Origin of the sequence: Streptomyces sp. NPDC057950 (genome assembly GCF_042887295.1) — a bacterium.
Lineage (GTDB): Bacteria > Actinomycetota > Actinomycetes > Streptomycetales > Streptomycetaceae > Streptomyces > Streptomyces kaempferi.
In genome coordinates, this window is record NZ_JBHVPP010000028.1 from 74,810 (window position 1) to 89,004 (window position 14,195).

The 14,195-nt window shown below is 73.8% G+C and carries 13 protein-coding genes and 1 pseudogene; 7 read left to right on the forward strand and 7 right to left on the reverse strand.

Annotation, left to right across the window (positions count from 1 at the left end; translation table 11 throughout):
* Window positions 1-104 precede the first annotated feature (104 nt).
* Window positions 105-1,604, forward strand: a complete 1,500-nt coding sequence (locus tag ACFVTC_RS36480) for a PLP-dependent aminotransferase family protein (RefSeq protein WP_390133098.1) — start codon at window positions 105-107, stop codon at window positions 1,602-1,604.
* Window positions 1,605-1,657: 53 nt separating this feature from the next.
* Here the strand turns inward: ACFVTC_RS36480 and ACFVTC_RS36485 are convergent, their stop codons facing one another.
* Entirely contained in the window at window positions 1,658-3,223 is a 1,566-nt protein-coding gene (locus tag ACFVTC_RS36485) for a hypothetical protein (RefSeq protein WP_390133100.1), read from the reverse strand.
* 37 nt (window positions 3,224-3,260) lie between these two features.
* The gene (locus ACFVTC_RS36490) at window positions 3,261-3,455 is read right to left on the reverse strand and encodes a hypothetical protein (protein WP_168527119.1); all 195 of its coding nucleotides are present in this window, start codon (window positions 3,453-3,455) and stop codon (window positions 3,261-3,263) included.
* Window positions 3,456-3,861: 406 nt separating this feature from the next.
* Between ACFVTC_RS36490 and ACFVTC_RS36495 the strand changes: the two genes are divergently transcribed.
* The 6 genes and pseudogenes from ACFVTC_RS36495 to ACFVTC_RS36520 all read left to right on the forward strand — a co-directional run bounded on the left by ACFVTC_RS36495 (window position 3,862) and on the right by ACFVTC_RS36520 (window position 9,572).
* Window positions 3,862-4,254: an ankyrin repeat domain-containing protein gene (locus tag ACFVTC_RS36495; RefSeq protein WP_153291738.1), complete on the forward strand. Its 393-nt coding sequence runs from the start codon at window positions 3,862-3,864 to the stop codon at window positions 4,252-4,254.
* A 300-nt stretch (window positions 4,255-4,554) separates the two neighbouring features.
* A complete protein-coding gene (locus ACFVTC_RS36500; protein WP_390133102.1) occupies window positions 4,555-5,973 on the forward strand; it encodes a HEAT repeat domain-containing protein in 1,419 nt (472 codons plus the stop codon).
* A 139-nt stretch (window positions 5,974-6,112) separates the two neighbouring features.
* The gene (locus ACFVTC_RS36505; protein WP_390133104.1) at window positions 6,113-7,276 is read left to right on the forward strand and encodes a glycosyltransferase family 4 protein; all 1,164 of its coding nucleotides are present in this window, start codon (window positions 6,113-6,115) and stop codon (window positions 7,274-7,276) included.
* On the forward strand, window positions 7,273-8,427 hold the full coding sequence (locus ACFVTC_RS36510) for a glycosyltransferase (protein WP_390133106.1): 1,155 nt from the start codon (window positions 7,273-7,275) through the stop codon (window positions 8,425-8,427). Before ACFVTC_RS36505 ends, ACFVTC_RS36510 begins: the two co-directional genes overlap by 4 nt.
* Window positions 8,424-8,531 (forward strand): annotated as a pseudogene (locus ACFVTC_RS36515) (SGNH/GDSL hydrolase family protein); the annotation flags it as partial. The gene ACFVTC_RS36510 and the pseudogene ACFVTC_RS36515, both read left to right, overlap by 4 nt.
* 9 nt (window positions 8,532-8,540) lie before the next feature.
* Entirely contained in the window at window positions 8,541-9,572 is a 1,032-nt protein-coding gene (locus ACFVTC_RS36520; RefSeq protein ID WP_390133177.1) for an SGNH/GDSL hydrolase family protein, read from the forward strand.
* Window positions 9,573-9,597: 25 nt separating this feature from the next.
* On the opposite strand, the gene ACFVTC_RS36525 is transcribed toward ACFVTC_RS36520, so the two are convergent.
* The 5 genes from ACFVTC_RS36525 to ACFVTC_RS36545 form a co-directional block, all read right to left on the reverse strand.
* Window positions 9,598-10,467, reverse strand: coding sequence for a biotin-dependent carboxyltransferase family protein (locus ACFVTC_RS36525; RefSeq protein WP_390133108.1), 870 nt, complete (start codon window positions 10,465-10,467; stop codon window positions 9,598-9,600).
* Window positions 10,467-11,081 (reverse strand): allophanate hydrolase subunit 1, encoded by a 615-nt coding sequence (locus tag ACFVTC_RS36530; RefSeq protein ID WP_390133110.1) that lies wholly within the window; start codon window positions 11,079-11,081, stop codon window positions 10,467-10,469. The genes ACFVTC_RS36525 and ACFVTC_RS36530 overlap by 1 nt, the downstream gene beginning before the upstream one ends.
* Complete coding sequence (locus ACFVTC_RS36535) at window positions 11,078-11,836, reverse strand: LamB/YcsF family protein (RefSeq protein ID WP_390133111.1); 759 nt, start codon at window positions 11,834-11,836, stop codon at window positions 11,078-11,080. Before ACFVTC_RS36535 ends, ACFVTC_RS36530 begins: the two co-directional genes overlap by 4 nt.
* 29 nt (window positions 11,837-11,865) lie before the next feature.
* Window positions 11,866-12,663: a putative hydro-lyase gene (locus ACFVTC_RS36540; RefSeq protein WP_329529059.1), complete on the reverse strand. Its 798-nt coding sequence runs from the start codon at window positions 12,661-12,663 to the stop codon at window positions 11,866-11,868.
* Between the two features lie 113 nt (window positions 12,664-12,776).
* Window positions 12,777-14,096, reverse strand: coding sequence for an MFS transporter (locus tag ACFVTC_RS36545; protein WP_390133113.1), 1,320 nt, complete (start codon window positions 14,094-14,096; stop codon window positions 12,777-12,779).
* Window positions 14,097-14,195 lie beyond the last annotated feature (99 nt).

Genomic DNA, 14,195 nt, shown 5'->3' on the forward strand with positions numbered 1-14,195 from the left:
CCTGGGTGGTGCCTGTGGTGGTGCCAGTGGCCTGGCTCGTGCCATTCTGTGGCTTGATGGAGGACGCCATCCAAGGCCAATCCGGGGAAGGTGGACTGGACATCATGGCGCAGTGGACATCGGCGATGGGTGCCGCGCAGCTCGCCCGGCTGCTCAACTCCCAACAGGAACGCCCCCCGGGGCCGGGCGCCCGGCGTCCGCCCGCCTATCGCGCGCTCGCCGACGGTGTGCGGCTGCTCGTGCTGGAGGGCCGGGTACCGGTCGCCGCGCGGCTGCCCGCCGAGCGGGAACTCGCGTTGGCCCTGTCCGTCAGCCGTACGACGGTCGCGGCGGCCTACGAGGCCCTGCGCGGCGAAGGGTTCCTGGAGTCGCGCAGGGGGGCCGGCAGCTGGACCGCCGTACCCGCCGGGAACCCGCTGCCCGCGCGCGGGCTGGAGCCGCTGCCCCCCGAGGCCCTCGGGTCCATGATCGACCTCGGCTGCGCGTCGCTGCCCGCGCCCGAGCCGTGGCTCACCCGTGCCGTGCAGGGCGCCCTGGAGGAACTGCCCCCGTACGCGCACACGCACGGGGACTATCCGGCGGGGCTGCCCGCGCTGCGCGCGATGATCGCCGAGGGGTACACGAGGCGCGGCATTCCGACCATGCCCGAGCAGGTCATGGTGACCACGGGTGCGATGGGCGCGATCGACGCCATCTGTCATCTCTTCGCCGGGCGGGGCGAGCGCATCGCCGTCGAGTCGCCCTCGTACGCCAACATCCTCCAGCTGATGCGGGAGGCCGGCGCGCGGCTCGTGCCCGTCGCCATGGCCGAGGGGCTCGCCGGGTGGGACATGGACCGCTGGCGGCAGGTCCTGCGCGACGCGGCGCCCCGGCTCGCCTATGTCGTCGCCGACTTCCACAATCCGACGGGGGCCCTCGCGGACGAGGACCAGCGGCGCAGGCTGGTGGACGCGGCCCGTTCCGCCGGGACCGTCCTGGTGGTCGACGAGACGATGAGCGAGCTGTACCTGGAGGACGGACTGTCCATGCCCCGTCCGGTGTGCGGCTTCGATCCCGCCGGGTCCACGGTCATCACGGTCGGGTCGGCCAGCAAGGCGTTCTGGGCGGGGATGCGCATCGGCTGGGTGCGGGCGGCCCCCGACGTGATCCGCAGTCTCGTCGCCGCACGCGCCTACGCCGACCTCGGCACGCCCGTGCTGGAGCAGCTCGCCGTGAACTGGCTGTTCAGCACGGGAGGTTGGGAAGAGGCGGTGGCCATCCGGCGGGAGCAGGCCCGGGAGAACCGGGACGCGCTCGTCACCGCCGTGCGCAGGGAGCTGCCCGACTGGGAGTTCTCCGTTCCGCGGGGCGGGCTGACGCTGTGGGTGCGCACCGGGGGGCTGTCGGGGTCGCGGCTCGCCGAGGTGGGCGAGCGGGTGGGCGTTCGGGTGCCGTCGGGGCCGCGCTTCGGGGTCGACGGGGCGTTCGAGGGGTATGTGCGGCTGCCGTTCACGGTCGGGGGTGCGGTCGCGGACGAGGCGGCGGTGCGGTTGGCAGCGGCGGCGCGGTTGGTGGAGACGGGGGCGAGCGCGGGGACCGAGGGTCCTCGCACGTTCGTGGCCTAGCTTGATCCGGGCGGGTCGGCGTGGCCGGCCCGCCCGGTGTCCGAGGGCGGGGGTCAGCCTTCCGCCGCCGCCGGTTCCGCCGCGGCCGGGACCGGCTCCGGGTCGGCCGGGGCTGTCCGGACCGGCAGGAGGTCCAGGACCGCGCGGCGCTGGGTCTCGCTCGTCGCGTCGTCGTAGGGGTCCGGGGTGGCCGGGACCTGGAGGCGCAGGACGGGGCCCGCGCCCAGCCGGGCGTATCCGCGGCCGGGCGGCACGCTCTGGGGCGGGGTGGTGTGCGGCGGCGCCCCGAGCACGGCCTCCAGTTGCGGGGCCGTCGCGGAACCGAGCACCACGCGCGCGCGGGTGTGCTGGCGGACGGCCTCGCCGAGGGAGTCGAGGCCGTCGAACTGCTCGGCCACGACGACCGTGACGCCCGCCGCGCGCCCGTGCCGCAGCGGCACCTCGAGAAGATCCTGGGGATCCCGGTGGCCGTCGGCGGCGGCGAGGTGCCCGAGCGTGCCCGGACGGTCCAGCAGGATCCAGAGCGGATTCTTGATGTCCTCCGGGGCGGGATGCCCGGCCTGCCGGGCGTGGTTCGCGGAAAGCAGGCGCCGCTCCGTCTCGTGCGCCGCCCATTCCAGACTGGCGAGCGCTCCGGAGAGGCCGGACTCGACGGCGAGCACACCGTCCCGGCCGGTGAGGCACGCGTACTCGCCGGTGCCGCCGCCGTCGACGATGACGACGTCGCCGTACTCGAGGGCCTGCAGGGCGATGGAGCGCACCAGCGTGGACAGACCGCTGCCCGGCTCGCCGGCGACCAGCAGGTGCGGTTCCGTCGAGCGGGCGCCGGTGCGCCAGACGACCGGCGGGACGTCGCGCTGGGCCTCGCCGAAGCCGAGGGGGAGCGTGCGCTGGACGTCGGCCGGGTCGGTGAAGCCGAGGACCGTCTCACCGGGCGCGGTGACGAAGCGCTGGGCGGCGATGTCGGTGGGCAGCGGCGGCAGCACGGTGACCGTGAGTTCGTTGCCCTCCTGCTCCCACGCGAAGTGGTATTCGCGGCCACGGCCCGACTTGGCCTGCAGCAGCTGTTCGATCCGGGCCCGGGAGATCGCCTCCCCGTCCGTGAAGTAGGCCGGATAGCGGACGAGGAGGCGGGACACGCGTCCGTCGGCGTCGAAGTCGTGGGCGGGGAAGGCCTTCTCCCAGTCGCCGCCGTGGGCGTAGAGGGGAGCGGGGTCCTCGGCCACGGAGAAGTACGGGACGAGTGCCTCGTAGAGCGATTGGAGGCGTTTGACCTGAGCCTCGTCGGGGCCGGAGGGCGCCGGCGCGGTGCGGTCGCGGCCGTACCAGGCTGCCGCCGCCATCAGGGTGATGGCGGCGAGCAGCGGTCCGTACGACACCAGTGCCACGACCAGGATCACCGAGGCCACCAGGAACAGCAGCGGCCCGCGCCCGTCCTTGGGGGTCTCGGCCCACTTGCGCTGCCCGGCACCTGCCAGGCGGCGCAGTCCACGGGCGACCGTGATCAGCGGCTGGAGAACGTCGGTGGCGCTGTCGGCTGCCGTCCGGGCCAGCTCCCGGCTTCGGGCGATCTGTGCGCTGCCGTTGCTGAGGATGCGGGGGAGGGGGCGCCGGGCCACTGCTGTCTCCTGAAGGTGCGTGCGAGGGGCGGGGACGTCAGAACTTGATCCCGCCCAGGAGGCTCGCCAGGCTCTCGCCGCCGGCCTTGATGCTCGGCGCGATCGCCGTGCTGGCGAGATAGAAGCCGAAGAGCGCGGACGTCATGGCGTGCGACGCCTTGAGCCCGTCCTTGCGGAAAAAGAGGAAGACGATGATGCCGAGCAAGACGACGCCTGACATGGACAGAATCATTTGTGCTCTCCTGGTTCGCGGGGACAGTCACCATGAGTTGTTCCAGGATCACAGGATGTATCCATACGATAAAAGGTGCAAATGGGTCGATTTCTTGTGATTTCACTCGTTCGGCTGAGCTGGTCCGGTGGGACGGCGAGGGTCTGCCGGCTCCCGTTGTCTCCCGGTTTCTCCCGGTGGAATCGTGGTGATCCTTGCCTCGCCGGCGGCCGGTCATGTGCCGCCGGAGCCAGTACGCTGACGTTTCACCCGTACGGCCGCACCTCCCGCTGTCGTACGAACCTGCGCATGACACTCCGCGCGTTGTCGTAGGCTCCCGCAGTCCGTGGTCGGCCGGTCGTCGGTCGTTGGTCGGTCGTTGTTGTGTTTCCTGTCGTTGTCGCTGTTGTGAGAGGTGGTCCGGCCGATGAGTGAAGTCCCCGACCCCGAGGTCGTGGAGTTGGCAACCAAGATCTTCGATCTGGCACGCCGGGGCGAGACCGAGGCGCTCGTGGCGTACGTGGACGCGGGCGTTCCGGCGAATCTCACCAACGACCGTGGCGACTCCCTCGTGATGCTCGCCGCGTACCACGGTCACGCCGGGGCGGTGCGCGCCCTCCTGGAGCGCGGCGCCGAGGCCGACCGGATCAACGACCGGGGTCAGACACCGCTCGCCGGGGCCGTCTTCAAGGGCGAGGAAGCGGTCATCCGCGCGCTCCTCGACAGCGGTGCCGATCCGGCCGCGGGCACCCCCTCGGCCGTCGACACGGCCCGGATGTTCGGCAGGACAGAACTGCTCGAACTGTTCGGCGCACACTGATCCGACGACGCTGACCAGGCACGACACGGAAAACGGGGGAGGCGGTACGGGGCCGCCGGAAATACGGTCGCGGCAGGAAGAACTGCCGAGTCATCATGACGTCGTGATTCACGGACGCGATGGCTGGGCAGGTGTTGCCGCACCGCGCGGGCCGTGATGCGGCCCGCATGGGCCACCGACGAGAGGCAGAGGAAGATGGTCTACAGCAAGCAAGAAACGGCGGACGCTCCGACGTGTTGTCACGCGGCCAGGTAATGCAGGATCCCGGTTGCGTCGACGCTTGATGTGAGGCTGTTTCCCATGTTCGATCCGGTCATAGCGCCCAGCGGAACGCTGCTCGGCCTGCTCCAGAGGGGCCGCGGCGACGGCACGCTGCACGCGCTCACCGCACCGCGGGCCGAGGCGCTCGCGGCACTGAACCACTGTGTGCTGAGTGATCCCCGCCACGACTGGCAGGTGGAGAACCGCTCCCTGTACTACGCCCGTCTCTACCTCGATCTGAGCGGTGGGCTCGACGAGATCGAGCGGCACCTCTTCGACGCCGAGGACGTCCTCGACGACTGCGAGTCACGCACGGGGCTGGCCCTCGCGGTGCTCGGGCACCTGGCCTCGTACGGCCGACAGGACGCCCTGGAGCTGCTGCGCGGGTACGCCGCCTCAGGCACCAACTGGGCGTGGGCCCTGGACGAGCTGGCCCTGCGCGACGACGACGCGGGCCTGCGGGCCCTCGCCGAGCCCGTGCTCGCCCGCTTCCCGGCCGACCCGGAGGGCGAGGCCGCGCTCACCGCCCAGGTGCGCGACGCCTTCGAACCCCGGCCCTGGCGGCTGTGGGCCGACGATCCCCGCCCGGCGATCGCCGCACGCGTGCGCGCGGCCCAGGAACAGGGCTCCTTCGACCGATGGCAGCGGCAGATGCGGCCGGCCGGTCCCCGCCCGGGGTGGAGCGTACGAGCGGTGTTCGAGTGGGCGCAGCAGGGCCTGGACCGCGGAGCCGCACTCCATGTGCCGGCCGCGCGCTGTCTGACGGCCGTCGCGGCCCCCGAGGACCGGCCCGAGATCGTCGAGTCCGCCCGCGGCGGCGGTGACGGAGCCCGGTGCACGGCCCTGCGCTATCTCGCCGACAGTAACGATCCGGACGCCCTGGCGCTGATCGAGGCCGCCGTGGGAGACGGCACGGCGGCGGTCGCCGAGGCCGCCGTGGACGCTTTCGAACGCATGCGCAGTGTCGCCGCCGTCGACCGGGCGCGCGGCTGGGCGCACCGGCCCGACGCCCTGGGCGCGGCCGCGGGCCGGATGCTCGCCTGCCGCGGCGGCACCAAGGACAGCGAACTGGTCCTGGGCGCGCTGCGGGAGGCCGTGCGCGGCGAAGGCCCCGACGCGCCGACACTGTGGACGCTGGTGGACGGCGCCGGGCGCCTCGGCATCGTCTGCGCGGCCCCCGTACTACGGCACATCTACCGCGAAACCGCCTCGTCCCATCTGCGCGGGCGAGCCGCCAGGGCGCTCGCCGCCACCGATCCCTCCTTCCCCGCGGGCTTCGCCGTCGAGTGCCTGTGGGACTGCGAGGAGTCGACCCGGGAAGTGGCCGCGCGACACGCCGAGACGGGTGACGCCCGCGTGGTGGAGCAGCTGCGCCGGCTCGCGTCGGATCCGGCCGAGGAGGCGGAGGTCCAGACAGCCGTCCGCAGCCGCATCGGGCCCGACGCACCCGCCGTATGAACGCGAAGTGACTCGGGGGTCGTGAGGGCATGGCCGAGAACTGACCTGGACAGGTGTGCGAGACAACGCTCACGGGCCGTTCCCCGGCAGGAAAGATCCACGTTGACGCGACCACGTCCGGCACGGCGAGAACACCGGTATGCGTGTCGTCATCGTGACCGAATCCTTTCCCCCCGATGTGAACGGCGTGGCCCACTGCGCGCTCCAGACCGCCCGGCACCTCGTCGATCGCGGTCACGCTCCCCTTGTCGTCGCTCCGGCCACCTCCCCCAAGTTCGCGGCGTCGTTCGAAGAGGGTGGTGCCCCCGTCGGGGGCGGGCCCGACGCCCTCTCGCCGTGTCCCGTCGTCCGTGTCCCCTCCATTCCGCTCCCGGGCTACCCCCAGGTCCGCGTCGCCCTCCCCAGCCGACGCGTCGCCGCCGCCCTCGCCGAACACCGCGCGGACGTCGTCCACCTGGCCAGCCCCTTCATCCTCGGCGTGCGCGGCATGGCGGCCGCCGCCAAGCTCGGCATCCCCGCCGTGGCCGTCTACCAGACCGACCTGGCCGGATACGCCCGTACGTACATGGGCGCCGGCGAAGCCACCGCCTGGCGGCGTATCCGCTCCGTCCACACCGCCGCCGACCGGACGCTCGCACCCTCCAGCGCGGCCCTGCACGACCTGGAGGCACACGGGGTGCCCCGGGTACGGCTGTGGCCGCGCGGGGTGGACACCGTCCGCTTCCGTCCCGACCTCCGGGACGAGTCGCTCCGGCGTGAACTGGCGCCGAACGGCGAGCTGATCGTCGGCTATGTCGGCCGGCTCGCCCCCGAGAAGCAGGTCGAACTGCTCGCCGGGGTCTGCGGCCTGGACGGCGTACGCGTCGTGGTCGTGGGCGACGGGCCCAGCGAGACCTCGCTGCGCGAGGCGCTGCCCGGCGCCGTCTTCCTCGGGCGGCGCACCGGCGACGAACTCGCCCGGATCTTCGCCTCGCTGGACGTCTTCGCGCACACCGGTCCCTTCGAGACCTTCTGCCAGACCGTGCAGGAGGCCATGGCCAGCGGCGTCCCCGTCGTCGCGCCCGCCGCGGGCGGACCGCTGGACCTGGTGGCACACGGCCGTACGGGGCTGCTGGTGCCGCCCCGCGACGCGACCGCCGTACGCGACGCCGTGGCGGCCCTGGCCGCCGACCCGGCCCGCCGGGCCGAGTACGGCGCCGCCGGGCGCCTCACCGTCGAGGGCCGCACCTGGGCGGCCGTCGGTGACCAGCTCATCGACCACTACGCCGACGTGCTCTCGGCGCGGACGGTGGTGGCGGCATGAGCCTGCGCATCGTACGGCTGGCCAACTTCGTGGCCCCCTCCTCCGGTGGCCTGCGCACCGCCCTGCGGGAGCTCGGTGCCGGTTACCGGGCCGCCGGTCACGAGCCGGTCCTGGTCATCCCCGGGGAGCGGGTGAGCGACACCGACACCGAGCAGGGACGGGTGATCACGCTGCCCGGTCCGCTGCTGCCCGGAACCGGCGGCTATCGCGTCCTCACGGACAAGCGGCGCGTCGCCCGCCTCCTGGAGTCGCTCGCCCCCGACCGCCTGGAGGTCTCCGACCGGACCACCCTGCGCTGGACCGGGGTGTGGGCGCGACGGGCCCGGGTGCCCGCGGTGATGGTCTCCCACGAGACCGCCGACGGCGTCCTGCGGACCTGGGGGCTCTCCGAGGCGATGGCCCGCAGGACCGCCGACGCCCTCAACATCCGTACGGCGCACTCCTACGCACGGGTCGTGTGCACGACGGAGTTCGCGGAGCGCGAGTTCGTCCGCATCGGCGCCCGCAACGTCGTACGGGCCCCGCTGGGCGTCGACCTGGCCGGCCGGCACCCCACGCTGCGGGATCCCGCGGTGCGCGACCGGTACGCGCGCGCCGACCAGGTCCTGCTGGTGATGTGCTCCCGGCTGTCCGTCGAGAAGCGGCCAGGCACGGCGCTCGACGCGCTGGAGGCACTGCTGCGGCGCGGCGAGCGGGCCGTGCTGGTCGTCGCGGGGGACGGACCGCTGCGGGCCCGGCTCGAACAGCGGGCCGCCGAACGGCGACTGCCCGTCACCTTCCTCGGGCATGTCGCCGACCGCGCGCTGCTCGGCGCCCTGCAGGCCTCGGCGGACGTGTGTCTGGCGCCGGGCCCCGCCGAGACGTTCGGGCTCGCCGCCCTGGAGGCGATGGCCTGCGGCACCCCCGTGGTGGCCAGCGCGCTGTCCGCGCTGCCCGAGATCGTCGGGTCCGCCGGGGCCACCGCCGGGGACAGCGGTGACTCCTTCGCGGACGCGGTGCGGCTGCTCCTGGGGCGCACCGAGACCGAGCGCCGGGAAGCGGCACGCGCGCGTGCCGAGTGCTTCGGCTGGGACACCGCCGTGAAGGCATTCCTCGCGGCGCACGACGCGACCGTCGAGGTGCGGCCCAGGCTCCAGGAGGGCGTCGGATGAGACCCCTTCGGTTCGTGGCCCTCGGGGACTCACTGACCGAGGGCGTGGGAGACCCCGTGGGAGATGCCTGGCGGGGCTGGGCGGCGCTGCTCGCCGACGGGTTGTCCGGCGGGATGCCGGAGGCGGTCCCCGCCGAGGTGGTGCCCGACGTGGTGCCCGAGGCGGTGCCGGTCGGGGCCGCCGCCGGGCTCGGCCGCGGACCGGTTGACGGGTTCGCCGACGGGGCGGGCGGTGGGCCGAAGGGTGCGGTCGCCGACGGGGCGGGCGGTGGGCCGAAGGATGCGGTCGCCGACGGGGCGGGCGGTGGGCCGAAGGGTGCGGTCGCCGACGGGGCGGCCTTCGAGTCGTCCGGTGGGCGGGCCGGCGGGTCCTCGGGACGGCCCGTCGGCGGACCGTCCGATCGGCCCGCGGCGTCCGTGGAGTTCACCAACCTCGCGGTGAGCGGCGCCCAGACCCGCGACGTCCTGGAACGGCAGACGCCGCAGGCGCTGGCCCTGTGCCCGGACGTGGTGTCCGTCGTGATCGGGGTGAACGACACTCTGCGGTGCACCTTCGACATCCACGCCGTGGCCGCCCGGCTCGACCAGGTGTACGCGGCCTTCCGGGACCAGGGCGCCGTGCTCCTGACCGCCTGTCTGCCGGACCCCGGTGCGATGCTCGGACTGCCGGGGGCGCTCGCCCGTCCGCTGGCCCGGCGCCAGCGGGCCGTCAACGCGGTCGTGCACGCGCTGTCCGAACGCTACGGCGCGGTGCACGTGCACGCGGCGGAGGGCGCCTGGCTGACGGACCGCGCGTTGTGGAGCGCGGACCGGCTGCACCCGGGGGAGCGCGGACACCGGCAGCTCGCCCAGCGCTTCCACATGTCCCTCGCACAACAGGGCGTCGCCACCGGGCCCGCGCCGTCGGCCGAGCCCGAGTTCCCCGCGCCCACCCGCTCGGCGAGCCTGTGGTGGCTGGCCACCGCCGGGACGGGATGGGTGGCCCGGCGGTGCACCGACCTGTTGCCGCAACTGCTCACCCTGGCGGCCGCCGAGATCCGCCACCGGGCCCGCGGCACCAGCGCCCGGCTCGACCTCGGTGCCTCGCACGCCGTGGCGTCCGCGCTGGCCGCCCTGTCCGGGGGCGAACAGCCGGACGCCGCATGAGGAAGCGGGGCGGACCGCCGCCGCCTCAGCGGCGGCGTACGGCCAGGAAGCGGACCGGCGTGCCCGCGACCGCCTGAGCGGCCGCGGAGAGGTCGGCCGTACGGACCACCGCGATCACCGGGTAGCCCCCGGTGGTCGGATGGTCGGCGAGGAACACCACCGGTCTGCCGTCGGGCGGCACCTGCACGGCGCCCAGCACCATGCCCTCACTGGGGAGTTCGCCGGGAACGGCCCTCTCCAGTGGGGGCCCTTCCGTACGCAGCCCGATACGGTTGCTCGCAGAGGAGACCCGGTAGGCGGCCGTCGTCAGGGTGCGCAGGGCGGAGGCGGTGAACCAGTCGTCGCGCGGACCCGGTGTCACCCGCAGGACGAGCTCGGCGGGCGGACCCGGGTGCGGAACCACGTCCACGCGCGCGGGGACGTCGCCGGGATGCCCCAGCGGCAGCACCGTACCGTCCGTGAGGGGCGGCGGGCCCAGGCCCGAGAGGAGGTCCGTGGAGCGGCTGCCGAGGACCGGGTCCACGGCGACTCCGCCGGACACGGCCACATAGCTGCGCAGTCCCGCGCGAGCGGCGCCGACGTCGAGCAGCGCCCCGGCGGGGACACGTACCGGCGCACCCCAGGCAGCCGGGCGTCCGTCCACCGCGACCGGGCAGGGCGCGCCCGCGACCGCCACCGTGACCGCCGAACGCGGGCGCAGGCCACAGCCGTTGAGGGTGGTCTCCAGGACGGCCGCCTCGACGGGGTTGCCGACGAGACGGTTGGCCAGCGCCGCCGCGGGCGCGTCCAGCGCGCCGGAGCGGGGGACACCGAGGTGCGCGTGGCCGGGGCGGCCCTGGTCCTGGACGGTGGTCAGGGCCCCGGCGCGCACGACGGACAGGGCCCGGTCGGTCATCAGCACCCCGCCGCTACGAACCGGACCCGGGTGCCCGGGGCGAGCAGCGCGGCCGGCACGCGCGCGTGGTCCCACAGCACCGCGTCCGTCGTGCCGATCAGCTGCCAGCCGCCCGGCGACGAGCGCGGGTACACGCCCGTGTACGGGCCCGCGAGGGCCACGGAACCCGCCGGGACCGAGGTACGCGGAGTCGGCCGGCGCGGTACGTCGTACCGGGAGGGCAGTCCGGTGAGGTAGCCGAATCCGGGTGCGAACCCGCAGAAGGCGACGCGGAACTCGGCCGCCGCGTGGATCTCCGGCACCTCGTGCTCCGGCACTCCCCACCGCGCCGCGACCTCGGCCAGGTCGGGGCCGTCGTAGCGTACGGGGATCTCGACCGCGTCCTTCGCGCGCGCGGGCAGCGGCGGGATGTCCCAGGCGGGGAGCCGTGACGCCAGCCGCACCGGGTCGTCCAGGCCGTCCAGCAGGACCGTACGGGCCGCCGGGACGATCTCCTGGACGGTCAGGGAACCGTCCGCGCGGCGGCGCAGCAGCTCGGCGTGCAGGGACTGGGCCTCCTCGCCGGAGGCGACCTCGACGAGCAGGGCGTGTTCCCCGACCGGCGACACCCTCATACGAAGGCCTCCACGCGGACGCCCGAGGACTCCAGACGGGCGCGGACCCGGCGCGCAAGCTCCACCGCGCCCGGGGTGTCCCCGTGCAGGCACAGCGAGCGGGCGCGGACCGGGACGGGCTCCCCGGTGCGGGACGTCACCGTGCCGGACCGGGCCAGGCCCAGGGAGCGTTCGACGACCTCCTCGGCGTCCGTGATGACCGCGCCCTCCAGGGTGCGCGGCACGAGGGTTCCCTCCGCGGTGTAGGCGCGGTCAGCGAACGCCTCCGTGACCGTGGGCAGTCCGGCCCGCTCCGCCAGCTTCAGGAAGCGGGAGGACGGCAGACCGAGGACGGGCAGCGCGGCGTCCGCGAGCAGGACGCCCTCGACGACCGCCGCCGCCTGTTCCTCGTCGCGCACCACGCGGTTGTAGAGCGCCCCGTGCGGCTTCACGTACGCCACGCGGGCGCCCGCCGCACGCGCGAAGACCTCCAGGGCGCCGATCTGGTAGGCCACTTCGGCCGCCAGTTCGTCGGGCGGCACGTCCATCGCACGCCGCCCGAAACCCGCCAGGTCGCGGTAGGAGACCTGGGCTCCGATCCGCACGCCCCGTTCGGCCGCCAGCTCGCACACCCGCCGCATGGTGACCGCGTCACCGGCGTGGAATCCGCAGGCCACATTGGCGCTGGTGACGACGGACAGCAACCGCTCGTCGTCGGTGAGCGTCCAGCGGCCGAAGCCCTCGCCGAGGTCGGCGTTGAGATCGATCGGGGTCATGAGGCGCAGTCTCTCCTTTCCGGGCCGCTTCAGGCCACGCGGTACTGCTCGTCACGGGCGTCGGTGAGGAACATCTGCCCGGGCGCGTGGGTGATCGCGAACGGTGGGCGGGACGCCATCACGGCTGCCTGGGGAGTCACCCCGCAGGCCCAGAAGACGGGGATGTCGTCCGGTTCGGTGTCCACCGCGTCACCGAAGTCGGGGTGGGCGAGACTGCGGATGCCGAGCCCCGAGGGTTCCCCGCAGTGCACGGGGCTGCCGTGCACCGCGGGCATGAGGCTGGTCTCCCGGATCGCCGCGGCCAGGTGTTCGGGCGGGACGGGACGCATCGACACCACCATGGGGCCGTGCAGCCGCCCGGCCGGCCGGCAGCGGCGCGCGGTCACGTACATGGAGACGTTGCGGCCCTGCTCGATGTGACGCAGGGGGACGCCCGCCTCGGTGAGCGCCCACTCGAAGGTGAAGCTGCACCCGATCAGGAACGAGACCAGGTCGTCGCGCCAGCGGCCGACGACGTCGGTGGGCTCGTCCACCAACTCGCCGTTCTCCCAGACCCGGTAGCGCGGCAGATCGGTGCGCAGGTCCGCGCCGTCGGCGAGCGGGGTCGTCCAGGAGCCGGCGTCGGTGACGTCGAGGACCGGACAGGGTCCTGGGTTGCGCTGGCAGAACAGCAGCATGTCGTACGCCCAGTCGGCGGGCACCGAGATCAGGTTGGCCTGGGTGTGCCCCGCGGCGATCCCGGCCGTCGGGCCCGACACGCCCGAACGGAACCTGGCCCGTGCCTTTTTGGGGGTCCACGCGCGTGCGTGCTCGCCGAGCGGGTGCAACGGGCGCTCCTGGAAGGGGCGTTGTGCGGGGGCCGCGGGAGTCGCCGCTCCTGCGGCAGCCGCGGAGGTCGCGGAGGACAGGGGTGCCGGGGAGGGCGGGGAAGCCACGGACGTCACAGGAGTTCCTTTCCACGGGTCTCGGGGAGGCCGATCAGCGCCAGGGCGGCGAGCGCGTAGCCGATCGCGCCGAAGACCAGGGCGCCGCCCACGCCCCAGCTGTCGGCCAGGAAGCCGACCAGGGTGGGAAAGACGGCGCCCACGGCGCGCCCGGTGTTGTAGGTGAAGCCCTGCCCGGTGCCGCGCACCGCCGAGGGATACAGCTCGCTGAGGAACGAGCCGAAGCCGCTGAAGATCGCCGACATGCAGAAGCCGAGTGGGAAACCGAGTACGAGGAGAAGCGTGTTGGCGCCGCTCGGGAGGTTGGCGTAGACGAGGACGCAGACCGCGGAGAGGATCGCGAAGAGCAGGATGTTCCGCTTGCGGCCCAGCCTGTCGGTGAGACAGCCGCCGGTGAGGTAGCCGATGAAGGCCCCGGAGATCAGGAACGTGAGGTAGCTGCCGGTGCCGACCACGGACAGACCCCGTTCCGTCTTCAGGTACGTGGGTACCCAGGTGGCCAGCGTGTAGTAGCCGCCCTGGACTCCGGTGGAGAGCAGTACCGCGAAGAACGTGGTGCGCAGCAGACCGGGGCCCCCGGCCGTGGCCGGCTTGAAGATCGCTGTGAACGAGCCCTTGTCCGCGCTCCTCTCGCGCTCGGCGGCCGCCTCGGGGGCGTCCTGCACCCGGCGGCGCACCCAGATGACCAGCAGCGCGGGCAGCGCGCCGGTCCAGAACATCACGCGCCACGCGAGGTCGTCGCCGAGGAACTGGAAGACGAGGGTGTAGACGAGCACCGCCAGTCCCCAGCCGACGGCCCAGGAGCTCTGGATCGCGCCGAGCGTGCGACCGCGGTGCTTCGGGCTCGCGTACTCGGCGACCAGGATGGCGCCGACCGCCCACTCACCGCCGAACCCGAGGCCCTGAAGGGCGCGGAAGACCAGCAGCGTCTCGTAGTCGGGCGCGAATCCGCAGGCCACGGTGAACACCGCGTACGTGATCACGGTGATCATGAGTGCCTTGACGCGCCCGATCCGGTCCGCGACCACGCCGGCGATCGCTCCGCCGACCGCCGAGACGACCAGGGTGACGGTGGTGAACAGACCGGTCTGGCCGCTGTCCAGACCGAAGTACGCCGCCAGGGCGACCATGCTCAGCGGCAGGGTGAAGTAGTCGTACGAGTCGAGGGCGTAGCCGCCGAACGCGCCGGCGAAGGCCCGGCGGCCCCGTGGACCGAGGGCGCGCAGCCAGGCGAACGCGCCTTCCTGGGAACCGGGTTCACCCGCGCCCCGGCGGGGGCCGGCGGTCAGGGCCTGAGAGGGAGGGGTCGTGCTCATGGGCACCTCGCAGTGAGGGACGAAGGGTGCGTGTGGACTGAGCCGTGCCGTGCCGTGCCGTGCCGTGCCGTGCCGTGCGGAAGGGACGGGCGCCGCGTT